This is a genomic window from Bacillus sp. RAR_M1_44, assembly GCF_020165935.1.
Lineage (GTDB): Bacteria > Bacillota > Bacilli > Bacillales > Bacillaceae > Bacillus > Bacillus altitudinis.
Genome location: NZ_JAIUKX010000001.1, coordinates 1,378,046 through 1,402,575, shown reverse-complemented (window position 1 = coordinate 1,402,575; position 24,530 = coordinate 1,378,046). Strand labels below are relative to the sequence as shown.

The window sequence follows — 24,530 nt, the reverse complement described above, 5'->3', positions numbered from 1 at the left end:
AAATTTAGACGATTCAATTTTTTCATCTTTTTGGATGAAAAGGACATAAATTGCTTGTGCGTATCGAAGGGTATGTGCGTGACCATACATAACGTTTTTTGACGAGAAGTGTCAGAACATCATGATAAGCTGTTTGACAGCGAATAAGAAAAGATTAGGTGATTACATGATTGAAATGAAGGAAGTCTATAAGATCTATCCTAATGGTGTAAAGGCGATCAATGGAATCAATGTCTCTATCCATCCAGGAGAGTTTGTGTATGTTGTTGGTCCCAGTGGTGCTGGTAAATCCACGTTCATTAAAATGATGTATCGTGAAGAGAAACCAACAAAAGGGAAAATCTTAATTAATAACAAAGATTTAGGCTCGATGAAGGAAAAAGAAATTCCTTATGTGAGAAGAGAAATTGGCGTAGTATTCCAAGATTTCAAACTGCTTCCAAGTCTTACGGTCTTTGAGAACGTGGCATTTGCTCTTGAAGTCATTGGTGAACAGCCAAGTATTATTAAGAAAAAAGTGCTTGAAGTACTTGATTTGGTGCAATTAAAGCACAAAGCTCGTCAATTTCCAGATCAGCTTTCCGGCGGTGAACAGCAGCGTGTATCGATCGCTCGTTCGATCGTCAATCATCCTGAGGTTGTCATTGCAGACGAACCGACAGGAAACCTTGATCCAGATACTTCATGGGAAATCATGAAGACACTGGAAGAGATTAATAACCGCGGAACAACAGTCGTCATGGCGACACACAACAAAGAGATTGTAAACAGCATGAAGAAACGCGTCATCGCAATCGAAGATGGAATGATTGTGCGTGACGAAGCAAGAGGGGAGTACGGAATTTATGATTAAAACTCTCTCGCGGCATTTACGTGAGAGCTTCCGTTCACTTGGAAGAAACACGTGGATGACATTTGCATCAATTAGTGCGGTCACTGTCACATTGATTTTAGTTGGGGTTTTTCTTGTTATTATGCTCAACTTGAATAACATGGCATCGAACGCTGAGAAAGAAGTAGAAGTAAAAGTTCTCATCGATTTAACTGCGAATCAAAAGCAGCAGGATGAATTAAAAGCAGAAATTGAGAAGATTCCTGAAATCAGTGATGTGAAATATTCATCCAAGGATGATGAACTAAAAGCACTGATTAAAAGCTTTGGTGAAAATGGACAATCTATGGGACTGGTTGATCAAGAAAACCCATTAAATGATGCGTTTATTGTGAAAACAACAGATCCCCACGATACACCAAAAGTAGCGAAGAAATTAGAAAACCTAAAAGGGACGTATAAAGTCACTTATGGAAAAGAAGAGGTCAGCCGACTCTTTAATGTTGTCGGAGTGGCACGTAATGTCGGCATCGCACTTATTATTGGGCTTTTATTTACAGCGATGTTCTTGATTTCCAATACGATCAAAATTACGATTTTTGCTAGACGTAAAGAAATTGAGATTATGAAACTAGTAGGTGCAACGAACTGGTTTATCCGCTGGCCGTTCTTCATCGAAGGATTACTACTTGGTGTATTTGGCTCGATTATACCAATCGCTGTATTGCTTGGCACGTATCAATATGCTGTCGGCTGGGTGGCGCCAAGGGTACAAGGTTCATTTATTTCAATGCTTCCATACAATCCGTTTGTCTATCAAGTATCACTGGTCCTTCTATTGATCGGTGCCATTATCGGTGTGTGGGGAAGTTTAACGTCCATCCGTAAATTCTTGAAAGTATAAATCTATTTATATTGATGGCAGCACTCGAGGATTCTATAGAAGATGTGACCGGTTGATCCAAATCATCCGGTCGACTCTTCATGCAGGCAGTTGTCATGGGAGGGGAATATCGTTTTGAAAAGAAAGCTGATGATGGCTGGAATGGCAGCGTTTATTGGAACAACGTGGCTATACATTCCAGGGAACGAAAATCGTGCATTCGCATACGAAGACCTAGATCAAAAACGTCAACAAATTGAAGAGAAAACATCGAAGACTGAATCAACCTTGAAGAAAAAGAAATCAGAACTGGCAAAGCTTGAAAAGAAAGAATCAAAGCTAAAGCAAGAAATTGAAAAAATTGACCAAAAAGTAAGTGCCGCAACTGAAAAAGTCGCTGAAAAAGAAAAAGAGGTCAAACAGACGAAACAAGAGATCAAAAAACTAAAAAAAGAGATTGAAGTCATCAACGAGCGAATTGAAAAGAGAAAAGCGATTTTCAAAGATCGAATTCGTTCTATGCAAAAAAGTGGCGGTACAATCAACTATTTAGATGTGCTGCTAGGTGCTCGTAGCTTTAGTGATTTTGTCAGTCGTGTGGGAGCTGTCACAACCATCGTCGAAGCAGATAAAGACATGATTACAGAACACGAAAATGATTTGGAGCTAGTAGAGCAAAAAGAAGCAGAGCTAAATAAACAGCTAAGTGGACTTGAAACATCTTTGAAAGAGCTTGAAACGTTGAAAAAGGACCTATCTAAGAAGTATAAGGAAAAAGAGAAAATCCTAGGTGATGTGACAGATAAAAAGAAACATGCACATGATGAGCTGGGCAATCTCGAAAATGAACAAGAAATTTTAGCAAATCAAAAAGCGGCGGTAAAGTCTGAAGAGGCACGCCGTCAAAAAGAAGAAGCGAAGAAAGCAGAACAAGCAGCTGCTGAAAAAAGTGCACCTGCACCAAGTGGAGGATCTGATCAAGTGTCAGATACACCAGCAAGTAGCTCAGGTTTCATTAAGCCAGCTGCAGGCCGTTTCTCATCAGGCTTTGGCGGACGTTCTGGCGGACAGCATTACGGATTAGATATTGCAGCTAGAGGCACAGTATCTGTCGTTGCAGCCGCATCTGGAACAGTCACGAACTCAAGCTATTCGACGAGCTATGGGAATGTGGTGTTCATTACACATAATATCAATGGCCAAACGTATCAAACGGTGTACGCCCATCTTTCAACAAGAAGTGTGTCAACAGGTCAAAGAGTCGAGCAAGGTCAATTCCTTGGATATATGGGGAACACAGGTCAATCAGATGGCCAGCATCTTCATTTTGAAATTCATAAAGGATTATGGAATGGCGCGAAATCAAATGCAGTCAATCCAGCGCAATATATCCGCTGACAAACAGCCGATAACAGCATGTTATCGGCTGTTTTCATGTAGATGAAATTAAAATAACAGCAGTAATCCGGCAATAATTGGTGTTAAAAGCACAGCGGATTTTAAGAGAGGTTTCGGCGCAAGGCGTGTAAATTTTGCCCCAATAAAAGCCCCTAATACGGTACCGATTAAGATCTGAACGAGCAGGATAAAGTCAACATAGCCTTCTGAAATATAACCAATCCCACCGCCAATAGAGATTGGAATAATCACTAGCATCGTTGTGCCAACAGCTTGTCTAATAGACAGCTTCAGCAAAATCAAAAGCCCCACTTGAATAAATGGTGCTGATCCGATACCGAACATCCCTGAAAGCATCCCTGATACAAGGCCTAATATAATGCCCCTGATCAGCAATTGGCGTGAAGAAAGCGGCTGCTGTTCAGCATCTTCTTTTAGGACAAACAATTTGATCATCATAAAAACAGCAGATAAAAAGAGCATACCAGCTGTTAAATAGTGCAGGCTATCCTCTGGAATAAAAGGAGCCACTTTTGCTCCGGCAAATGAAGCAATACAAGCTAGTGCACCGACAATCAAACCTGATTTGAGCTGGATATTTCCTTCTCGGTAGTGGCTGTATGCACCAGATAAAGTCGTAAATGCCATAGCAGCTAAAGATGTCCCAAGTGCAGTATGGATTGGTACATCAAAGATTAACGTCAGCAATGCGATGACAAAACCAGCCCCGCCAGCTCCTACAAACCCTAGTAAAATTCCTAATAAAAGCATCGTCAATATAATATACATAGCGAAGACTCCTTCTCGATCGTAACAAAATAAAAATTACACCTAATGAAATGATTAGTCAAGCCTCCTTAGGAGAATGTCTTTACATGAAATCCCTTCTTCTGGCATATAATAACTCAGGTCATCAGGAAGAGTTGAAGAAGGAGGCCAAATATGAAAAAACAAATCGCATCCATCATGGCAAGTGTCATTCTCATTATCAGTGCAGGGGTTATGACGCATAAAGAGGCGACTCAAGCGGAGTCACCGAAAGCGGCTGCTGCAGTGGCTGGACAAGCTCAATCAAGTGATCGAGCGAAGGAAAACGGAATGGAGAAAATTGAGAAAGCCTATGACCTCATTTCGAATGAATATGTAGAGGAAGTGGATCGTCAAAAGCTGCTTGAAGGTGCCATTCAAGGAATGCTTTCAACCTTAAATGATCCGTATTCAGTATACATGGACAAGCAAACCGCAAAGCAATTTTCGGATTCACTTGATTCCTCATTTGAAGGAATTGGGGCAGAAGTTGGAATGGATGAAGGAAAGATTATCATTGTCTCTGCCTTTAAAAAATCCCCTGCGGCAAAGGCGGGTCTGAAACCGAAAGATGAAATCATCAGCATTGACGGTGAGTCGATGAAAGAAAAAAGCCTAAACGATGCTGTACTGAAAATAAGAGGAAAAAAAGGAACGTCTGTCGCCTTGAAAATCAGACGAAATGGAATTGAAAAAGAGCTAACATTCCATATCAAACGAGAAGAAATCCCGCTTGAAACCGTAACGGCTTCAATGAAAGAGGTCAATGGTCATAAAACAGGCTATATTGCGATCTCTAGCTTCTCTGAAGATACGGCGAAGGATTTCACGGCAAGCTTGAATAAGCTCGAGAAAAAGGGCATGGAAGGCCTTGTGCTGGACGTGAGAGGAAATCCTGGCGGCTATCTACAAAGTGTGGAAGACATTTTGAAACATTTTATCACAAAGGATCAGCCATATATTCAAATTGCAGAACGGAATGGCGATCGAAAACGATATTTTTCAAAACGAAAAGAACAAAAACCATACCCGGTCAATGTCTTAATTGATAAAGGAAGTGCATCCGCTTCTGAAATTCTGGCTGGTGCCATGAAAGAAGCAGGGAAGTATGAAGTGGTAGGTGATGTTTCCTTTGGTAAAGGAACTGTGCAGCAGGCGGTACCAATGGGAGATGGAAGTAACATTAAATTAACGCTGTATAAGTGGCTGACACCGAAAGGGAATTGGATTCACAAAAAAGGCGTTGTGCCGACCATTGCGATTCATCAACCAGATTACTTCACCGTTGGCCCGCTCCAGCTGAAAGAACCGCTTCAGCTTGATATGAACAATGAAGAAGTCAGACAAGCACAGACATTGTTAAAAGGGTTATCATTTGACCCTGGCAGAGTAGATGGATATTTTGACGAAGAAACGAAAAAAGCTGTACTCGCATTTCAAAGCACATACAATCTCGATAAATCAGGTGTGATTGATTTAAAGACAGCGAAAATGATGAACAAGATGGTAGATGAAGTGAAATCTTATGAAAAGAATGATCTTCAGCTGCAAACTGCACTAAAAGCACTATATCTCAAAAAATAAAGAGGCGAATAAATGCCTCTTTTTTTTGGTTCATAAGTGTTACGAACATGTAATAATTTATTCTTAAAAATATATTATATCGAGAAATATATTCATTTATTTTACAAAAAACATAACATTCCTTCGAATTTACCCGATAACATATTTATATAAGAGACTTTCTGTTGATTTAAACATGTCATGAAAATGAAACTTTTGAAAGTTGTATGTTACATAAATAATTCTTACAATAAAAAGTAGCACTCATTTTAAATATTTTATTTTTTGCGGATATTCAGCTTAAGCATTGAGCTGTACCGAGGTTTGCGCTTTTCTTAAAAGAACTAGTAAATGGGGGTACACAATTGAAAAGGGCAAGTATTGTGAGAGAGAAAAAATATTACGAGTTGGTAGAGGAGCTTAAGAGTCGTACGAAAGATGTGACGTTTTCGGCTACAAAGGCATTAAGTCTACTCATGCTGTTAAGCAGGTACTTGGTCAATTACACAACGGTAGAATCAGTCGACGAGATCGATGAAGACTGTGCTGAGATATACTTCAATTATTTAATGGATAATCATAAGAGACTTGGTATAAACTTAACCGACATCAAGAGGTCCATGCAGCTTCTCGGCGGCATACTAGATGTAGATGTGAATCACTATTTAAAAGATTTTTCACTGTCGAATGTCACACTTTGGATGAATCAGGAGAAATAAACCTGATGTCAAGCATCGATTTATTTGATAGAATAAGAGAAAATGCTTGACTTGGGCGGTGAACGATAATGAGCTCGGAGTGGATGGGAGCCGGATTAAAAGCGGTCGGTCTGTTTTTAATCCATCCTCTTTTTTATTTTATGGTATTAATCAGCCTATTATATGGCTACATCCGCGTAAAGCGGGAGAGAAAAGCGTTTCAAACAAGAATAGAAGATGTTTACGATGAACTGAAATTTACATATTCAAAGGGATGGGTTCCAGGAATTTGTCTATCGATCATATCTGTAGGCTTAGGGATTTCCCTTCCGCCTGGATTCATTGTGCTGATTGCAGTGATGACCATCGTTTTCTCTTTATTCTTTAAGGCGAGTGCGCTTTCGTCTGCATACACACTCGGTTTCAGTTTTATTGCGGCATTTGGATTGATGTCTGTTCAAGTGAGCCATTCTTGGCTGCCGCAGCTTTCAATGATGAATGCATCAGCCGTTGTGATCCTGTTAGGGCTACTGTTAATGACTGAAGGCATGTTAGCCTATCGAACGGCGCATTTACGTACATCGCCTGCAATGGTGATGAGTGCGAGAGGACTTTTGATCGGCCAGCAGCGAGCAAACCGTCTGTGGCTTCTACCACTTGTTTTGCTGATGCCGGCAGGTGAATGGACTTCTTCTCTGCCATGGTGGCCTGTGCTTCAAGTGCACGATCAAAGCTTTTCATTTATTGTGATCCCGTACATCATCGGCTTTGGCCAGCGTATTCAAGGATCGCTGCCAATTGTCAGTATTCAAATTACGTCACGCCGAATTATGATGCTCGGTCTAGCTGTTGCTGCAGTAGGTGCGGCAAGTATTTGGTTTGAGCCGATTGCGTGGGGAGCTGTTGTTCTAGCGATTGCAGGAAGAGCCTTTTTATCATGGAAGCAGAGGGTGAATGACAACGCTGCACCATTCTTTTTCTCTAAGCGGAATCAAGGGCTTATGGTGCTTGGTATCATTCCGAATACCCCTGCGGCTGATTTAAAGCTTGAGATCGGAGAAATGATTACAAAGGTCAATGGAATCGAGATCAAAACCGTTTCAGAATTTTATGAAGCACTACAAACCAATCGTGCTCTGACAAAGCTTGAGATCATTGGTCTCAATGGTCAGACAAGATTTGAGAAACGCGCCTCTTACGAAGGGGAGCATCACCAGCTTGGTATCCTGTTTGTGAAGGACGATCCACAGCAAGAGCCAACGGCGATTTCATCTTAAAAAAAGCTGCTAAAGATGGCAGCTTTTTTCTTTTGGGCGCGTTTCTCTCCCATAGGATTCGCCCCATTCACGCATGGCAAAGATAATGGGCTTTAACGTATTTCCAAGAGAAGTCAGTGAATACTCGACACGAGGAGGGACTTCCTCATAGACTTCACGGTGAACAATCCCGTCTTGTTCAAGTTCTCGTAATTGCAACGTCAGGACACGCTGCGAAATTCTTGGCAGAAGCCGGCGTATTTCGTTGTAACGCTTTGGACCGCAAGTCAAATGATAAAGGATGACGCCTTTCCATTTCCCTCCGATGACATTTGTAGTGATAGACACGGGACAGCCATGATTCACAATACTGACTGGATTGGATGGTGCACTCATCTCAACATTCCTTTCTTAAACGAAAATGGTCATAAACGCACATGTTTGTACCTAACGAACAAAAATGTGCGTACTTGAATCAATGGAAGCTTTTCTTTTACCATAGAGATAGACATCACACATTCGGGTTGTTTGTTTTCCTATCATAACAATTTCTATGAGGGAATGGAAAGAAATTGGATTGTGGGAACACACCTGTTCATTAGATTTAGAAAGGATGAATAACATGCTAGACAAAGAGCAGTTAAAAAAAGAAATCATTGAGGCGTATGAATTCCGTCATGCGACAAAAGAGTTTGACCCAGCGAAAAAGATTCCAGAGGATGATTTTGCATTTATTTTAGAAACAGGAAGACTTTCTCCAAGCTCTGTAGGATTTGAGCCTTGGAAGTTCCTCGTTGTCCAAAATGAAGCATTTAGAGAAAAATTAAAAGAGTATACATGGGGGGCGCAAAAGCAGCTTCCAACTGCCAGCCATTTTGTAATCATCTTGGCAAGAACAGATGCCCGCTATGATTCAGCATATGCAGAATACATCAACAAGCAAATCAAAGAAATGACAGACGAAACGTTTGAAATGGTCAAGGGGCGCTACAGAGAATTCCAAGAGAACGATCTTCATCTGCTAGAAAATGACCGTACATTATTTGATTGGGCTTCAAAACAAACGTATATTGCCTTAGGTAACATGATGACAGCTGCGGCACAGATCGGCATTGATTCATGCCCAGTTGAAGGATTTAGCTACGATCACATCCATCGTATCTTAGAAGAAGAAGGGTTACTGGAGGATGGTCAATACGATATCTCTGTCATGGCAGCCTTTGGTTATCGTGTCATTGAGCCAAAACGCGGCAAAACACGTCGCCCGATGGATGAAGTAGCTGTTTGGATTCGTTAATCGCTGTTTGTCTGAAAAAGGCTGTTGACAATTACGTGGTTAGTCAGTATATTTAAAAAATAAAATCTTTGACGAATATACAAATTTGACTATAAACGCTTTGACTTGAGAATAGTAAATGAACATCCGTTTTTTAAGAGAGCTGCGGGTCGGTGCAACGTAGTAAAACGAATCATTGAACTCGCTCAAAGAGCGGTAAGACTGAATGAATAGTAAGTCTTTACGTGTGACCTCCGTTATCGGGTTTTAAGTTGGATTCAGCCATGGCTGAATCAATAAGAGTGGTAACGCGGTTGCAAGGTCAGTCGTCTCTTCCAGGAGATGGCTGGCCTTTTTATATGCTTTTATCTCATATTTGTCTGAAGATTCAAATTTAAAGGAGCTATAGAAAATGGAAAAGGAACATGTGCAGTTAAAACGAACAATGACATCAAGGCATATTATGATGCTTGCGCTTGGCGGTGCCATCGGTGCTGGTCTGTTTAAAGGAAGCAGTTCTGCCATTGATATTGCGGGTCCTGCTGTCATTTTGGCATACATGATTGGTGGTCTTATTTTATTATTTATTATGCAAGGACTTGCCGAAATGACCGTTGCACGACCTGGAGCAAGAACATTCCGTGACTTGATTGAACCTGTGTTAGGAAAATATCCGGCCTATTTCTTAGACTGGATCTATTGGAAGATGTGGGTGCTGAACATTGCAGCAGAAGCGATTGTGTCGGCCATTTTTATTCAGTACTGGTTCCCACAAGTGCCAATCTGGATGCTTGTGTTAATCATTTCACTTGTAGTCACAATCATTAATGTTTGCTCAGTCAAAATGTTTGCTGAGACAGAGTATTGGTTAGCTTCTATTAAAATTGCTGTCATCATCTTATTTATTATCATTGGATTCACCATGCTATTTGTCTCATTCGGACAGCATGCAGCACCTGGATTGTCTAACTTAACGGATCACGGTGGATTTTTCCCAAATGGTACTGGCGGATTAATTGCAGCAATGCTGGTTGTCGTGTATTCATATGGTGGGACGGAGATGATTGGGGTCACTTTAGCAGAAACAAAAAACCCTGAAAAAGTCATCCCAAAGGCCATTCAAAGTACGTTTGTACGCATCATCGGTTTTTATGTACTGCCGTTCTTTATCATTGTCAGCTTAATCCCTTGGAATCAAGTAAACAATGAGCAAGTAAGTCCATTTGTGACAGTGTTTGCAACGATCGGAGTACCGTATGCCAGTGACATCATGAACGGCATTATCTTACTAGCGATTTTGTCTTCTATGAACTCTGGCTTGTATGCTTCATCACGGGTGCTTTATACACAGGCAATGGATGGCCGTGTATGGAAAGGATTCTCCAAGCTGTCAAAACAGCAGGTGCCTGTTCGAGCCATCCTTGTATGTACATCTACTTTGTATGCAGCTGTATTGATTTCTCTTTTTGTAGGAAGTCAAACGTTTAATTACTTGATGGGCTCTTTAAGTTACACAGTTCTATTCATCTGGTTTATCATTGCCGTCGGTCATTTGAAATCTCGAAGCATCGCACAGCCAGGCGGATATCGCGTGAAGCTGTATCCTTTCACAACGTGGTTTTCCGTTATTGCGATCATGGCCATTTTTGTCGGCGTTGTATTCAATACACCAATTGTTCAAACGCTGGTCACAATGGGCATTTATTTAATCATTACACTTTCTTTCTTTATTAACAGAAAACGGTTTGAAACAGCCGTCTAATTTATTAAAAAGCGTGCAGGACCTTCTGAAGGGTCTCGCACGCTTTTTTTAATACTGTTTATATTGCTTGAAATGGACAGGGGATTGAACGGGATGTGGCTTTGCCTGAAGGCCATAGCTCTCCCTGACGATATAAAGCGGCCGGTCCTTGGCTTCATCGTAGATTCGGCCGATATACTCTCCGATCATGCCTAACATAAAGAGGGTGATCCCGCTAAAGAATAGCTGAATGACAATTAATGAACTCCAGCCGGTGATGGTGCTGTTTGTAAAAAGCTTTAAATATAAAACTAGAAACATCGAAATGAAGCCAATAGCTGAAAGGGTAATACCTGCCACGCTGGCTAGCTTTAAAGGTTTGTAAGAAAAAGATGTGATCCCATCCATCGAGAGCTTGAGCATCTTTTTGAGAGGGTACTTTGTTTCTCCTGCCAACCGCTCATCCCGAACATATTCTACCGCAATCTGTTTGAAGCCAACCCAGCTCACTAATCCGCGGACAAATGGGTTTTTCTCGCGTATTTTTCTCATTTCATGACACACTTTACGATCCATCAATCTAAAGTCGCCGGTGTCAATAGGAATATCTACTTCGGTGATTTGACGTAGCACTCGGTAGAAAAGGGAAGCCGTGTACTTTTTGAAAGCTGTTTCGCCTTTTCGTTGCGTGCGGACCGCGTATACGACCTCATAGCCTTCCTTCCATTTTTCAATCATGTCTAAAATCAATTCAGGTGGATCTTGTAAATCCGCATCAATCACTACGACAGCTTCTCCCTTTGCATAATCCATTCCCGCTGTAATGGCAATTTGATGCCCAAAGTTACGAGAAAAATCAATAAGTCTCACATGCGGATCAGTCTGGCAGTACCCTTTAATCAGTTCAGCTGTTCGATCCATACTGCCGTCATTGACGAAGAGAAGCTCATATGCTTCTCCCGTCGAATCCATGACGGTCTTGAGGCGCTGATACGATTCATGGATCACAAGTTCTTCATTATACACTGGGACTACAACAGAGTATTGTATGTTCTTTTCCATCAGTCATCGTTCCTCCCTTTTAATAGATGAATTAATCAACGGATAGTTCATAAAGAGTACCGCTCTCCATTCCGCCCATTCGTCCATTTGACTGATCATTTTGTTCGGATTGTTGGCTGCCTGTTTGCTGGTTCGTTTTGGATGTAGAGCTATTCTGCCATTTAGAAGCAGTTACTTCTTTGCCATTTTTTTGAATCCAAGTAAGAATGTCAGAGCTGCCGCCTCTCATACCAGAAAGATAGAAGTATTTGATTTTGCCGTCTTTAACGAGCTGTTTGAATTCATTAAGCGTGAGAATGTTATCAGATCCACTAAATCCACCTAATGCCATAACAGCTTTTCCTGTTTTAATAATGTAAGGCGAAGCAGTGGTTGCATCTGTTGTCCCGAATAGGAATTCTTCTCCCGTATTGTTTTTCTCAAGATAGCTGATCAGCTTTTCATTGACTTGTGAACTCATGCTGCCACTTGAAGTTGCAAGCTGAGGACCAGCCTCTGGCAGCATACTGTTTCCTCCGTAAAGAAGAGGTGTGCTTGCCCAGTATAGTGGTGCGATCAGCATCCCAAGGATGGCAATGAGAGACATGAATTGTTTTAGTTTTTCTTTCCCTTTTATCAAGAGTAGAGAAAGGGTGGTTCCAACACCAATGATACCGACTGCAATGCTTAGTCCAAGACCGATCGTGCTTGTAAAAGTGGATAGGATAAAGATTTCAAATGCGGTTGTGACGAATATCGCAATTGGCAGTAGCCATTTTTTAAAGCCAGTTCCCGTTTGAAACAATTGAGTCATAGAAACCCATCCGGCTCCTGCTAAGACAGCAATTGGCGGTGCCAGCATGATTAAATAATAGTGATGGAAAAATCCAGCTACACTGAAGAATGCAGCAACAGGTATAAGCCAAGCTAACCAAAATAGTGTTTCTTTTTGTTTTGTATTGAGGCGTCTTCTTTCAAAGGCTGTCGAGAAGAAGATACCAATCGCACCGAAGAGCGCAAATGGAAGCAGCCAGCTGATTTGATCGGACAGTTCAGATTGGAACAGACGTAATGGCCCTTTTGTTCCTGTTCCAAACATGCCAGAACCATTTCCCATTTTTCCGCCCCCGCCATTTGGCGGTCCATCACCATTACCGCCTGAAGGCATATCAGGTGGTGTTGTGCCGTTTGCATTGCTTGGTGGTCCTTGCATTGAAGGCTGTTCCTGACTGGATGATTGGTTTGAATTGTCTGAGTTGTTTTGAGTTCCATTTGATGGCGGCTGAGGCATGGTGGATGAATCATTGTCATTTTGCTGATCACCCTGCTGTGAAGGTGGCTGTCCCTCACCTTGATTTGTGCCGCCTCCGCCAGACTGTTGACCAGTCAACCGCTGCAGACCATTGTAACCAAAGGCTAATTCTAGTGCTGAGTTCGATTGACTTGATCCCATATAAGGACGATTGTCTTTGGAAGTGAGATCAACCGCTATAGACCATGAAGCAGATACACCTAAAAGAACAATCATTGAAATCATCAGCGATAACAACTTTTTCTTCCATGTCGTTCGATAGGCAATGATGTAAAACAGAACGAGAGCCGGTACAATCATATACGCTTGTAGCATTTTTGTATTAAAACCGACACCGATCATTGCAAAAGAAGCAATCGCCCAAAGCACTTTCTGCTGTTTCACAGCCTTGAACATCATGGCTGTTGCGAGTAAAAGAATAAAGACGAGTAAGCTGTCAATGTTATTTGTACGAGATACAGCAACTGCGATTGGTGTACACGCCATAATGAGTGCTGACAGTCTTGCTGCAGCCTGGCCAAATGTAGGTTTGACTAGGCGGTAGATTAAATAAACAGATCCAATGCCAGCTAAAGCTTGGGGTAAGATCACACTCCAGCCATGCAGGCCGAAAATTTTGGCACTGATCGTTTGCAGCCAGAAGGCGAGCGGTGGTTTATCCACCGTGACATAACCTGAGGGATCGAACGAAGCAAAGAAGAAATTATGCCAGCTTTGCATCATACTTGTGACCGCCGCTGTATAATAAGCGTTCACCGTATCGTCGTTCCAAATGTTATAAATGTTTAAAATGGCAGATAAAATCAATATGAAAAATAAATAAAGATCAAATTTCTGAAAGCGTCTAATCAAAAGCTTGTCACTCCTTTTTCTTAACTTGAAAAAAGTGTAACAAGCAAATATGAATAAATTGTTAATAAAAAAAGGCCAATTCTTTATTTTTCTGTTGAATAAAAACAGCTCTAGAAAAGAGCTGTTTGGTTTAAGATGTCATCTTATTTTATGAGGAGACAGGAGGAGTTTCAGTGCTCTCTGCACTTGGTAATTGTATAATAGCGGTCGTACCTAGGCCTTGTTCAGATTGAAGAACGAACGTGCCACGATGTTTTTTTATAATTTGATAAACAATGGCTAGTCCAAGACCAGAGCCGCCATCTTTTCTTGTGCGGGCTTTATTCACTCGATAAAAACGCTCAGAAACATGAGGGAGATCTCCTTTTGGAATTCCGCTGCCTTCATCTGTGATTCTCAATTCAGCAGTTTGTTGGTGAACGAATAATTCAATCGAAATCGATTTTCCTGATGGCGTGTAATGGATGGCATTGTCCAATAAATTACGAACGACTTGCTCAAGTCGATCGTTATCACCATAAATAATACATTCTTCTTCGAGTTCTCGGTTGAACGAGATTCCCTTTTGACTAGTAATGAATGTCATTTGATCAAGAACATCATGAATAAGCTGCGCAAAGACGATTGGTTCCATCGTTAGTGGATAAGATTCCCCCTCTAATTGCGCGAGATCAAGAAGGTCATGTACGAGCCTGCTTAATCGTGTGGATTCGTCTTGAATAATCTGCATGCCTTTCTTTTGATCAATAATGCCTTCTTCAATTCCTTCGGCATAGCCTTTCATATAACTTAAAGGCGTTCTCAGTTCGTGAGAGACATTAGCAAGGAACTCTCTGCGATGCTGTTCAATTTTTTCTAACGTAGAGGACAGTTTATTAAAGGAACGGCTCAGCTGATTTAGCTCATCCCCTTTTTTGGTTACAGCCATGCGTTTTGAAAAATCACCAGATTCCATTTCCATTGCAATTTCTTTCATTTGATTGATCGTCCTTACGACTTTATTAGAACTTTTATATCCAATAAAGAAAATCAAAAGCAGGATAATTAAAATAGAGATGCCAAGCGTTAATCGAATTTGAACAAACGGTTCATACACATCAGATAAAGGCATAGAGAGGAAAATGGTTCCTGATAAATCATTTTTGTTTGAGAACACAGGGATGGCAATCCCGAGAATATCTTGATGAAACTGGGGGTGTTCTCTAATTAACACAACTGTTTTCCCCTGAAGAAGCTTTTGGCGTTCTTTAAACGTAATGAGGTTATCGTTTGTATTCGTATCGAAAGGAATACCGCTTGAAAGCTCCATAGGATCATCAGTAAAAATAACACTTGCCTGACTTGAGTCATTTGCCCACTTCATTCTGTCAGTAAAATACGTGTCTTTCCCGTGTTTGTGATAGATTTCTGCCAGCTTCTTTCCTTGTAAACTTAAAGAGTCAATCTGTTTATCTATATATAAGTGCTGGTATAAGTAATAAGTCAGGGCAAGAGCTGAGGCAGCAACGATGCCTATAACGGAAAGGATTAAGAAAAGCACTTTCCTTTTAATAGATAATGGCTTCATTTGTCCTCCTCAAACTTATAGCCGACACCCCAAACGGTTTTAATATACCGTTCCGCTTCCTTTAATTTCAGTCTTAGTGTTTTAATATGTGTATCGACTGTTCTTAAAGAGCCACTAGATGAGTGTGATTCCCACAATTTTTGATAGAGCTGTTCACGGGAAAAGACTTGGCCTTGATTGAGCAGAAGAAACATAAGTAAATCAAATTCTCTTCTTGTTAAATTGATGGGCTCTTGCTTGAGATAGACTTGTCTGCCATCTTGATCGATCTCCAAGTCACCAATCATGATTCGACTGCGCTTTAAAGAAAGACCTCTAATTCGTCTTAATGTCGTTTCAATTCTAGCTGCAAGCTCACGTAGACTAAAAGGCTTCATGATGTAGTCGTCTGCTCCAATTTCCAGCCCCTTAATGCGATCCTCTTCATAACTTCTAGCTGTTAAAAATAAAATGGGGATTTGAGAGGTTTGCCTGATGCGCTGGCAGACTTCGAATCCATCCATATCTGGCATCATAATATCCAATACAACAAGGTCAATGGCCTCTTTTTCAAGCTGATGTAAGGCGCCCGTGCCATTATTTGCAGTTATCACGTGAAAGCCTTGTCTCTGCAAAAAGGATCTGATTAACTCAAGCATATCTAATTCATCATCTACTATTAAAATATTCATCTGTTCTTTCATTTCTTTTCCTCCAACATGATAGCATAAGGTCCTGCTGGGATGTTCAGTCGGTTCTTCAACATGAATGTATGTTTGTCGATGACGGATACTGAATTGTCATCTAAGTTACTGACATATATAGATGAGGAATCAGCAGTGATATAATTCGGATTTTGACCGGTCTCAACAGAGGAAAGCAGTTTGTTTTTCTCGGTATTTACTTTATATAGTGTATGGTCTCCATGACATAATACATATAAAGTAGAAGAGTTTTTTTCTGGAAAAAATGCGACTGGCATAACACCTAGTTTGATTTCTCGCTGTTTTTTACCTGTTTTAGGGTCGTAAGCAAAAATGCTCTTATTTAATGTGCCCGGTTTACCGTGTCCTCCAACCCAAATGGAATGCCCATCAAAATGAATGCCAGATGGCCGTTCTAGGACGGAAATCGTTCGTATCTTTTTTTTCTTTTCAATATCAATGACTGAAACAGAATGACTTTTTGCATTTAAAACAAACAACGTTCCTGAAGAAGACAACGCCATAGAAGAGGGTAATGTCCCGGTCTTCACAGTTGCTTTTATTTTCTTGTGCACTGTATCGATAAAATAAACGACATTTTTCTCTGAATCGGTCACAAGTAAAGTGTTGGTCTCCGCATCATACGCAAGTGAAGTCAGACCTTTATTCACATCCATATAGTCCGCTGCTGTTCCTTTTTTTAAATTGATTTCTATAAGAGATTGTCCTTCCTTACTTGATGCAATGATCACATCTTTGTTGATGTGAACAAGATCAGTGAGAGGATGTTTTAAATCAACGGAAGAGACAATTTTATTTTTTTGTAAATCAACGATTGAAAAGGAGGCTTTTTTTAGTTGAGAAATGACAGCAATTGATTGAGAGCTGCCAGGTGGCGTAAATTGCTGGTCTTTTCCGCAGCCTGCTAGGAAAAATAGTAGAGCTGACAAGCATATTAAAAAATATTTCACTCGTTTCATCCTTCTGCTCCTTTGGTGCTCTATTTTCAAAAAGCATAACATAAAAATTGTGAAAAAAAATCGAAGTTATGAATGCTGGAAGATATGAAAAGAAGTTTTTAGGTGGGGAAGTAGAGGTAAATGAAAGCTGAAATTTCATTTTCGTTTATTCATATGACATTTTTTCATGAGTAAAAGCTCGTTTTCACAGTTTGATCATTGTATCCATAATCGGTTACAGTAACAAATAATCATAGCTCCCCCGCCCTAAATAGAGCGAAGGAAGTCATTAAGCAGAGTGTTCAGATGAATGAGAAGTGGGTTTCGTTTTTAGACGATGAGAGAGGAGGAAACCAAGAATACCTGCGCCCATTAATACGATAAATAAAGATTGAAAACCACTTAATATACCAATTAAAGTAGATGAAATGATACTTCCGAAATAACGAAAGGTAGAAAAAATCCCAGATGCAGAGCCGGATAAACTCTGATCAACAGATGTTAAAGAAGCCATCTGCATGCTAGTCATGCCAATACCTGATGAGATCCCCCCAGCGACTAATGTGATGATAAGGAGTGGTAAATTTGGGTAGCTGCTTAGTGTGATCAGCATAACACCGGATAAAGTAAGGCATAGAAATGAAAATCGAATCATTTTTTTGGCACCTTTTATTGGATGGAGCTTTGCTCCGAGTAATCCACTAATAGACATACAGAGTGAAAAGATCGAAAGGAAAATCCCACTTTGTGTATGAGAAAGCGCGAGTTTTTGCTCCATAAACAGCGGCATGATGAGAAGAATCGCGTACATCACAAAATTACTAAGCATGATAGAAAGGTTAGCGTTCGTAAAAGTACTGTTTTTAAATAGTGTCAAATCAATGATGGGATTTGTAACTTTCCGTACGTGTTTGAAAAATAAAGGAATGGAAATGACCGCTAGAACGCCATAGATCATGTATTCGTTTAATACTTGGCTTTTAGTAAACAAAATGAGTGTGGCGATCCCGATTGTTAAGTATAACGAACCGATGATATCTACATTGGCTTGTAAACGTGTATGTTTCATCTTCGGAATCATAAAAACGCCTGTCACAAGTGTGAGAATCAAAAATGGTATATTCACTAGGAAAATGGAATGCCAGTCAAAGCTCTGAATGAGAATAGAGCCGATAAAAGGTCCAAGTGCGGCACCAATTCCCGCTCCAAAACCGAAAAAACCCATAGTTTTAGAAAGCTTTTCATGTGATACTGTTGCACGAATTAAAGCAATGCTGTTCGGCGTTAATATAGCTCCGCCTGCCGCTTGAATTGATCGGAAGCTAATAAGAAAAGCAAGATTAGGTGCGAAAGCACATCCAATGGAGCCAATCAAAAAGAGTATCACACCAGCTAAATACATGCTGCGGTGGCCGTATATATCTCCCAGCTTACCCGCAATAGGTTGAGTGACTGCCATGACAATTAGATAAATCGTGACCACCCAAGTAATGTTTGATATGGATTGATCGTAATAAGTTGATATAGATGATAGAGCGACTGCGATCATGGTTGAATTGACTGGAACTAAAATAGCTCCAAGCAGCAAAGAATAAATGATCAAGTTCTCTTTTTTAAGATTCAATGTGTTTACCACCTTTGTAAAAAAGAAGAATTTCACCCAATTAAGTGGGGGAAATTCCTCTCATGAAAATGTGTGTGCATGTCTCAATAAAGTCTTCTTTTTTTGTTAAAACAAGCTGAATGTCTTGCTCTAGCTGTTGAATGAAAAAGCCAAAATACGTGCTAATAAATATATCTGCATAGATGTCTTCTTTTCCTTCTAATACACGATGCTGAGCACTCATTTTTTTGAAATAATGAATCAGCATGTCTCTCAATTCTTGAGGATAAATTTTTTCATGGTCTGTTAAATCTTTAAACATAGCGGGTTCTCTCATGCTGATATAGATAAATTCTTTTTTTGAAGTCAAATCTTCAAGGAAATAGCTACCGAGAAATTTTAAATCGGTGTATAAATCGTCTTTAAATTCTGCTTCAAGGGTTTTGGTCGGTGTTGATTTCATTTTCATAATGGCAGCAATCACGCCGCGTTTGTTTTTAAAGTTACGAAAAATTGTCGCTTCACTTACATTCGCTTTTGTCGCAATTTCTTTTGTCGTTGTTTTTTGATAGCCCTTTTCAGACAATAATTCCATTGTTGCGCGAATGATCCGTTGATTTGTTGATTTTAACAAGCATACTCACCTCAGGTTATGAATGTGTTTGCAACAAAGTAAGTATACCGATAAAATCTGTGACCGCCAATATGATTCAAACAGTGACGACTATGCCCGTGAATGCTGATTTAATAACTGGATACGCCCATTGGCTCCATCTACTGTCACGAGGTCACCGGATTTTAGTTTTTCAGTTGCGATCCGTGTACCTAGGACAGCCGGTATCATATATTCTCTAGCGATAATAGCGGAATGGGACAAAATGCCGCCAGAATCGGTGATGACTGCTTTTGCGTCTCTAAATAAGCTGGTCCATAAAGGTGTCGTTGTTTTACAAACTAAAATGTCATCTTTTTCAAATTGTGAAAATTCATCAGCAGATGTAATGACTCTGACTCTTCCAGAAGTAATGCCGCTAGATGCACCAATTCCATAGATTGCATCGTCTGTGTTGTTTTCATTTTCCCTTAGCGAACCGAGCATTCTTTCTACTTGCTGTAATTCAGCTTCAGAAGGCGTTCCTGTATAAGCTGGTGGTTGGATGGATTCATTTTCCTTCATTTCAATTTTTCTTTGCTGAATGATCGAATCGTATGTGGTCAAAGTTGTGAGCGCATTGAGTACTTCATCATCGTAAAGATACCAAAGGTCTTCTTGATGAGGGATCGCTCCTTTTTGAACAAGAAGTTCACCAATTTTTAAGAGATAGAGTCTCGCTTTTGCATCTAACATGGCATCAATGTAAAAGTGATGATCATCTCGAATATTGGCTGCATGGAGTGCAAAATGATAAAGTTCTTCAAATTTTGTTTTAAACGCTTCATCTGTCACTTGACTGATAAACTGTTCATACGTTTCTTGCCTTTTGATCACGGCTTGTGCAAATTCTTCATCAAAATCAGATTGGTACCGAATGTTGTTTCTAATGATGTCCAAGACAAATTCAGGATTTTCCACCCATGTTTCCTCTGTGAAATCATGGCTTTTAACAGACCGCCAACCATAGACTTGGAGAAAATCTTCTACTTTGGAAATGAAGTTTTTCCCTTTTTCTGTATGATTGAGTGCATATAATAGTTCAGCATTCGCTGAATGATCTGTAAATGCCTGAAGAAGCTCCGAATCTTGAAGGACGTCTTTTGCCAAGTGAAATAGCTTTTGATCTGTTTCAAGAGACTTGTTCATCACACCTATCATCATTTCATGCAACAGGACGACTTGTGTTTGATCGCCAGCATATGAGACAAGCATGTCTTCAATGATCGCTGATAGAATGACTTGAGGTATGACAATGTCAAAATGGTCGTCATACGCTCTTAGATAAATCTCCTTTAATTCTTGAAAGCCATTAATGGCTTCATCAATTGTCAGCGATTGAGTGATTTGCCGATCAAGCTTTTCGTATAATGGGAACAAGTTTTGCTCTAAAATGCGATACATTCTTTCGCTTAAACGAGGAAACAATTCGAATAGACTCTCGTCAAAAACTGGTTCAGCTGACGCTTCTGGCATAGACGGTGAAGAATACAGATGTCCTCTATAAAGCTTGATATCTTTAATATTAAGGTCTGGCACTTGATACTTCTCTCCGTTTTTCTTCATCCCGTTTTTTAAAGCAGGTATGATCAAACTTGAAAAAAGAGGACTTGTGGGTCCAGGCATATGATCGTCCATTGAGATCCAGAAGTCTTGCAGCTCTTCAGGTTTCATTTGAAAGGCTGCACCTGAGGAGCCATTTGCTGTATTGGAAAAAGAAGCAGTAATCGGTCTTGCTTGAAGTAAATAAAAAGTACCGTTTGACATGCCGAATTCGATATCTACTCCATGTCCATAAAGTTCTTCTACTTGTTTTGTCATTTTCGTGATTTGGATCAATTGATCATCTCGAAGACAAAATTGGCCAGCCATCTCCTCACTTACGGGTTGTTCAATGACGCCCTCTTGACAGGGAACAATTTGCACTTCTTTTGTTCCTAGTGATTTTTCAATAGAGTACGTTTCTTTGTTTACAATAAATGTATCTGGCGTCACAAGGCCGGAGACGATGGCTTCTCCTAGTCCATAGCTTGCAGTCATCATGACTTCGTTTGTTTTTCCTGATACAGGATTCTCACTAAAGATGACACCAGAGATGTCAGAATGGATCAATCCTTGTACAACAACAGCCATGAGCGGCATCTCTTCCTCGTTCTCAATCATCTCTTCCTTATATTCTGTGACTCTTGCTGCGAAGTAAGACGACCAACATTCTTTGACGGCTTGCAAGAATTCTTCATTTGTTTTGATATTTAAATAGGTCTCGTATTGACCTGCAAAGGAGGCGCCTTCGAGATCTTCCGCAACAGAAGAGGATCGCACTGCAACGGATGGATATGTTTTCAACAATGATTGAAAGGATGAAAGTAATTCTGTCTCCATTTGTGAAGGAAACGAAGCTTCTGTGATTTTTCGGGCAAGGTTTTGATCAGTTGGATGGAAATTGTGATATGAAAGAAAGCTTTCAAAGCTGTTGGTTTTAATAATAAATCCATCTGGAACTGGCAGTCCGTGATTGTTTAATTTAATTAAATTCACGCCTTTTGCCCCTGCGAGTGATGCGGATTCTTCAGCCGCATGAAATAATACTGAATACATGGGAATGCCCCCTTATCCAAATAGCCAATGGTTTGTATGTTTCTCTATTTTTCAAAATGATAGTGCGCACTATCATTTTAATCATAGGATTGATTGGATGTTATTGTCAAAGTCGGAAAGACCTATCTTTATAAAGGGGACAATCTCACTAATTTTCTTCTATTTCTAAAACAAAAGTCTCCGAACATGAAGAAAAAAGGAGAAATCGAAAACTGTGAATTGTTCATTATGCCAAACTTTACTATAATCAAGGGAGTAGACCATGTAGAGGGAGGGTTTTTGTGATTACAAAAGCCATATTTGCACTTGTTTTTCCTTTCTTGCTCGTTATTTTATTTTCAAAGGTTACTTATAATCATTACGTTGGCATTGCATTAACAGCAGCGCTTTTATTTGCTTCGTATATGAAAGGCTATACAGAAACCTACTTTATCGTAGGATTAGATATTATTTCTTTAGTGGCCGGGGCATTGTTTATGGCCAAGAAAGAAGTCGAAAAAAGAGAGAAGGCTGAAAAACATCATTGATGTGATCCCTCTTGATGAAAAGAAAATGTTTTTGATTGCAGGAGCTGTGCTTACGATTCTAGTGAGTGCAGCTTTCTTTTTTGTGGTTTTTCTGCTGATCGAATATCTCGCTCCAAAATGTTCCATACTGAAAGGAAGGTTTCTTTAGAGGGTTATGAGCCACGGCAGAGAGGGTATGGTTGTATTGGAAATAAAAATCAAGTCAGACACGAACTTTAGTTCGTATTTTTGTGTTCTTTTATGATAATATATTCATTAGATAGATTTCGTAACGAAACGGAGGCTTTGATGTGAGTGACCGCTTTGAATTAGTTTCTAACTATCAGCCCCAAGGAGATCAGCCAAAAGCCATTGAAAAGCTTGTGGAGGGCATCCATCAGGGGAAACAGCATCAAACGCTGTTAGGTGCTACAGGTACGGGAAAGACCTTTACTGTATCCAACCTGATCAAAGAAGTGAACAAACCAACACTTGTCATTGCGCATAACAAGACACTTGCCGGACAATTATACAGCGAGTTCAAGGAATTTTTTCCAAATAATGCTGTTGAATATTTTGTGAGTTATTATGATTATTACCAGCCTGAGGCGTATGTTCCTCAAACTGATACATTTATTGAAAAGGATGCCAGCATTAATGATGAGATCGATAAGCTAAGGCACTCCGCCACATCCTCATTATTTGAGCGGAGAGATGTCATCATCATTGCCAGTGTGTCCTGTATTTATGGCTTAGGTTCTCCTGAAGAATACAGAGAGCTTGTGCTGTCTTTACGAACTGAAATGGAAATTGAACGCAATCAGCTGCTGCGTAAGCTTGTGGATATTCAGTATTCTCGTAATGATATAGATTTTCAGCGCGGAACCTTCAGAGTTCGAGGAGACGTCGTTGAAATTTTTCCTGCTTCACGAGATGAGCATTGTATCAGAGTGGAGTTTTTCGGTGATGAAATTGAACGTATTCGTGAAGTAGATGCTCTCACTGGAGAAATTCTCGGTGATCGTGACCACGTTGCTATTTTCCCAGCATCTCACTTCGTCACAAGAGAAGAAAAGATGGAAAAAGCGATTATTAATATTGAAAAAGAGCTTGAGGAACAGTTGGAAAAGCTTCGTGAAAACGGGAAACTGCTTGAAGCACAGCGTCTTGAGCAGCGGACAAGGTATGACCTTGAGATGATGAGAGAGATGGGCTTTTGTTCAGGGATTGAGAACTACTCAAGACATCTCACCTTACGTCCGCCTGGTTCAACACCTTATACATTGCTTGATTATTTTCCGGATGATTTTATGATTGTTGTCGATGAGTCACACGTGACCATCCCGCAAATTCGCGCCATGTACAATGGGGACCAGGCAAGAAAACAAGTGCTTGTTGATCACGGATTCCGTCTGCCGTCAGCACTTGATAATAGACCACTCACATTTGATGAGTTTGAAAAGCACATTAACCATATTGTGCATGTATCCGCAACACCGGGCCCATACGAGCTTGATAAAACGCCAGAGGTCGTGGAACAAATTATTCGTCCAACCGGTTTGCTTGATCCAATCATTGAAGTTCGTCCGATTGAAGGACAAATCGATGACTTAATTGGGGAAATTCATGCAAGAGTTGAGAAAAATGAGCGTGTGCTTGTGACGACTTTAACGAAGAAAATGTCTGAGGATCTGACAGATTATCTGAAAGAAATCGGAATCAAGGTCAATTATCTGCACTCAGAAATTAAGACACTAGAGCGGATTGAGATTATTCGTGATTTACGTCTCGGAAAATATGATGTGCTTGTTGGGATCAACCTTCTTCGAGAAGGTTTGGATATTCCAGAGGTGTCGCTCGTGGCGATTTTAGATGCGGATAAAGAAGGCTTTTTACGTTCAGAAAGATCCCTCATCCAGACGATTGGCCGTGCTGCAAGAAATGCAGAAGGCCGGGTTATTATGTATGCAGACAATATGACGAAATCAATGGACATTGCCATACAAGAAACAAAGCGGAGACGTGAGCAGCAAGAAGCGTATAATGAGAAATTTGGTATCACTCCGCAAACGATCCATAAGAAGATTCGAGATGTGATCAAGGCAACAAAAGTACATGAGGATTCAGAAGAATACGAAACAAAAGCAGCACCAAAGTTGTCAAAAATGAGCAAAAAAGAACGAGAAAAAGTGATCGAAAACGTCGAGATGGAAATGAAAGATGCAGCAAAAGCGCTTGATTTTGAAAAAGCAGCAGAATTAAGAGATCTATTGCTAGAGCTAAAAGCGGAAGGATGAATGCCT

The 24,530-nt window shown here is 40.3% G+C and carries 20 protein-coding genes and 1 other annotated feature; of the genes, 10 read left to right on the top strand and 10 right to left on the bottom strand.

What is annotated here, in order from left to right:
- Positions 1–166 precede the first annotated feature (166 nt).
- From ftsE to LCD34_RS07590, 3 genes are all read left to right on the top strand, one after another.
- Positions 167–853 carry a cell division ATP-binding protein FtsE gene (gene ftsE, locus LCD34_RS07600; RefSeq protein ID WP_008348229.1) on the top strand — a complete coding sequence of 229 codons (687 nt, stop codon included), beginning with the start codon at positions 167–169 and terminating at the stop codon, positions 851–853.
- On the top strand, positions 846–1,736 hold the full coding sequence (gene ftsX / locus LCD34_RS07595) for a permease-like cell division protein FtsX (RefSeq protein WP_017368131.1): 891 nt from the start codon (positions 846–848) through the stop codon (positions 1,734–1,736). The genes ftsE and ftsX overlap by 8 nt, the downstream gene beginning before the upstream one ends.
- Positions 1,737–1,850: 114 nt before the next feature.
- Positions 1,851–3,113, top strand: a complete 1,263-nt coding sequence (locus LCD34_RS07590) for a murein hydrolase activator EnvC family protein (RefSeq protein WP_113746933.1) — start codon at positions 1,851–1,853, stop codon at positions 3,111–3,113.
- A gap of 48 nt (positions 3,114–3,161) precedes the next feature.
- Here LCD34_RS07590 and LCD34_RS07585 read toward each other — a convergent pair whose 3' ends face one another.
- A complete protein-coding gene (locus LCD34_RS07585) occupies positions 3,162–3,902 on the bottom strand; it encodes a sulfite exporter TauE/SafE family protein (RefSeq protein ID WP_017368130.1) in 741 nt (246 codons plus the stop codon).
- Between the two features lie 153 nt (positions 3,903–4,055).
- Between LCD34_RS07585 and LCD34_RS07580 the strand changes: the two genes are divergently transcribed.
- The 3 genes from LCD34_RS07580 to LCD34_RS07570 all read left to right on the top strand — a co-directional run bounded on the left by LCD34_RS07580 (position 4,056) and on the right by LCD34_RS07570 (position 7,458).
- Positions 4,056–5,504 carry a S41 family peptidase gene (locus LCD34_RS07580; RefSeq protein WP_056702908.1) on the top strand — a complete coding sequence of 483 codons (1,449 nt, stop codon included), beginning with the start codon at positions 4,056–4,058 and terminating at the stop codon, positions 5,502–5,504.
- Positions 5,505–5,848: 344 nt separating this feature from the next.
- Positions 5,849–6,202 (top strand): swarming motility protein SwrAA, encoded by a 354-nt coding sequence (locus LCD34_RS07575; RefSeq protein WP_007500014.1) that lies wholly within the window; start codon positions 5,849–5,851, stop codon positions 6,200–6,202.
- Positions 6,203–6,270: 68 nt separating this feature from the next.
- A complete protein-coding gene (locus tag LCD34_RS07570) occupies positions 6,271–7,458 on the top strand; it encodes a PDZ domain-containing protein (RefSeq protein ID WP_224558738.1) in 1,188 nt (395 codons plus the stop codon).
- A gap of 9 nt (positions 7,459–7,467) precedes the next feature.
- On the opposite strand, the gene LCD34_RS07565 is transcribed toward LCD34_RS07570, so the two are convergent.
- The gene (locus tag LCD34_RS07565) at positions 7,468–7,833 is read right to left on the bottom strand and encodes a winged helix-turn-helix transcriptional regulator (protein WP_017357877.1); all 366 of its coding nucleotides are present in this window, start codon (positions 7,831–7,833) and stop codon (positions 7,468–7,470) included.
- A 226-nt stretch (positions 7,834–8,059) separates the two neighbouring features.
- On the opposite strand from LCD34_RS07565, the gene LCD34_RS07560 reads away from it, so the two are divergent.
- Positions 8,060–8,734 carry an NAD(P)H-dependent oxidoreductase gene (locus tag LCD34_RS07560; RefSeq protein ID WP_224558737.1) on the top strand — a complete coding sequence of 225 codons (675 nt, stop codon included), beginning with the start codon at positions 8,060–8,062 and terminating at the stop codon, positions 8,732–8,734.
- Positions 8,735–8,825: 91 nt separating this feature from the next.
- Positions 8,826–9,050 (top strand) — a binding site (T-box leader).
- A gap of 75 nt (positions 9,051–9,125) precedes the next feature.
- Positions 9,126–10,475 (top strand): amino acid permease, encoded by a 1,350-nt coding sequence (locus LCD34_RS07555; protein ID WP_007500022.1) that lies wholly within the window; start codon positions 9,126–9,128, stop codon positions 10,473–10,475.
- A 48-nt stretch (positions 10,476–10,523) separates the two neighbouring features.
- Here the strand turns inward: LCD34_RS07555 and LCD34_RS07550 are convergent, their stop codons facing one another.
- From LCD34_RS07550 to LCD34_RS07510, 8 genes are all read right to left on the bottom strand, one after another.
- Complete coding sequence (locus LCD34_RS07550) at positions 10,524–11,516, bottom strand: glycosyltransferase family 2 protein (protein ID WP_048001939.1); 993 nt, start codon at positions 11,514–11,516, stop codon at positions 10,524–10,526.
- Positions 11,517–11,547: 31 nt separating this feature from the next.
- Entirely contained in the window at positions 11,548–13,659 is a 2,112-nt protein-coding gene (locus tag LCD34_RS19555; protein ID WP_017357879.1) for an ArnT family glycosyltransferase, read from the bottom strand.
- A 148-nt stretch (positions 13,660–13,807) separates the two neighbouring features.
- On the bottom strand, positions 13,808–15,226 hold the full coding sequence (locus LCD34_RS07535; RefSeq protein ID WP_046344565.1) for an ATP-binding protein: 1,419 nt from the start codon (positions 15,224–15,226) through the stop codon (positions 13,808–13,810).
- Positions 15,223–15,909: a response regulator transcription factor gene (locus LCD34_RS07530; RefSeq protein WP_046344564.1), complete on the bottom strand. Its 687-nt coding sequence runs from the start codon at positions 15,907–15,909 to the stop codon at positions 15,223–15,225. Before LCD34_RS07530 ends, LCD34_RS07535 begins: the two co-directional genes overlap by 4 nt.
- Positions 15,906–16,889: a YncE family protein gene (locus tag LCD34_RS07525; protein ID WP_019743412.1), complete on the bottom strand. Its 984-nt coding sequence runs from the start codon at positions 16,887–16,889 to the stop codon at positions 15,906–15,908. The genes LCD34_RS07530 and LCD34_RS07525 overlap by 4 nt, the downstream gene beginning before the upstream one ends.
- 268 nt (positions 16,890–17,157) lie before the next feature.
- Positions 17,158–18,492: an MFS transporter gene (locus LCD34_RS07520; protein ID WP_019743411.1), complete on the bottom strand. Its 1,335-nt coding sequence runs from the start codon at positions 18,490–18,492 to the stop codon at positions 17,158–17,160.
- Between the two features lie 40 nt (positions 18,493–18,532).
- Positions 18,533–19,105: a TetR/AcrR family transcriptional regulator gene (locus LCD34_RS07515; protein WP_019743410.1), complete on the bottom strand. Its 573-nt coding sequence runs from the start codon at positions 19,103–19,105 to the stop codon at positions 18,533–18,535.
- 90 nt (positions 19,106–19,195) lie between these two features.
- Complete coding sequence (locus tag LCD34_RS07510) at positions 19,196–21,721, bottom strand: PEP/pyruvate-binding domain-containing protein (RefSeq protein WP_056702897.1); 2,526 nt, start codon at positions 21,719–21,721, stop codon at positions 19,196–19,198.
- Between the two features lie 281 nt (positions 21,722–22,002).
- On the opposite strand from LCD34_RS07510, the gene LCD34_RS07505 reads away from it, so the two are divergent.
- Together LCD34_RS07505 and uvrB are read left to right on the top strand one after the other, a co-directional pair.
- Entirely contained in the window at positions 22,003–22,248 is a 246-nt protein-coding gene (locus LCD34_RS07505) for a CsbA family protein (RefSeq protein ID WP_008348197.1), read from the top strand.
- A 290-nt stretch (positions 22,249–22,538) separates the two neighbouring features.
- Entirely contained in the window at positions 22,539–24,524 is a 1,986-nt protein-coding gene (gene uvrB, locus LCD34_RS07500) for an excinuclease ABC subunit UvrB (RefSeq protein ID WP_017368122.1), read from the top strand.
- Positions 24,525–24,530 lie beyond the last annotated feature (6 nt).

Coding starts and splice junctions, on each gene's coding strand:
- ftsE (WP_008348229.1), top strand. CDS start 167: ATGATTGAAATGAAGGAAGTCTATAAGATCTATCCTAATGGTGTAAAG.
- ftsX (WP_017368131.1), top strand. CDS start 846: ATGATTAAAACTCTCTCGCGGCATTTACGTGAGAGCTTCCGTTCACTT.
- LCD34_RS07585 (WP_017368130.1), bottom strand. CDS start 3,902: ATGTATATTATATTGACGATGCTTTTATTAGGAATTTTACTAGGGTTT.
- LCD34_RS07580 (WP_056702908.1), top strand. CDS start 4,056: ATGAAAAAACAAATCGCATCCATCATGGCAAGTGTCATTCTCATTATC.
- LCD34_RS07570 (WP_224558738.1), top strand. CDS start 6,271: ATGAGCTCGGAGTGGATGGGAGCCGGATTAAAAGCGGTCGGTCTGTTT.
- LCD34_RS07565 (WP_017357877.1), bottom strand. CDS start 7,833: ATGAGTGCACCATCCAATCCAGTCAGTATTGTGAATCATGGCTGTCCC.
- LCD34_RS07560 (WP_224558737.1), top strand. CDS start 8,060: ATGCTAGACAAAGAGCAGTTAAAAAAAGAAATCATTGAGGCGTATGAA.
- LCD34_RS07555 (WP_007500022.1), top strand. CDS start 9,126: ATGGAAAAGGAACATGTGCAGTTAAAACGAACAATGACATCAAGGCAT.
- LCD34_RS07550 (WP_048001939.1), bottom strand. CDS start 11,516: ATGGAAAAGAACATACAATACTCTGTTGTAGTCCCAGTGTATAATGAA.
- LCD34_RS07535 (WP_046344565.1), bottom strand. CDS start 15,226: ATGAAGCCATTATCTATTAAAAGGAAAGTGCTTTTCTTAATCCTTTCC.
- LCD34_RS07530 (WP_046344564.1), bottom strand. CDS start 15,909: ATGAAAGAACAGATGAATATTTTAATAGTAGATGATGAATTAGATATG.
- LCD34_RS07525 (WP_019743412.1), bottom strand. CDS start 16,889: ATGAAACGAGTGAAATATTTTTTAATATGCTTGTCAGCTCTACTATTT.
- LCD34_RS07510 (WP_056702897.1), bottom strand. CDS start 21,721: ATGTATTCAGTATTATTTCATGCGGCTGAAGAATCCGCATCACTCGCA.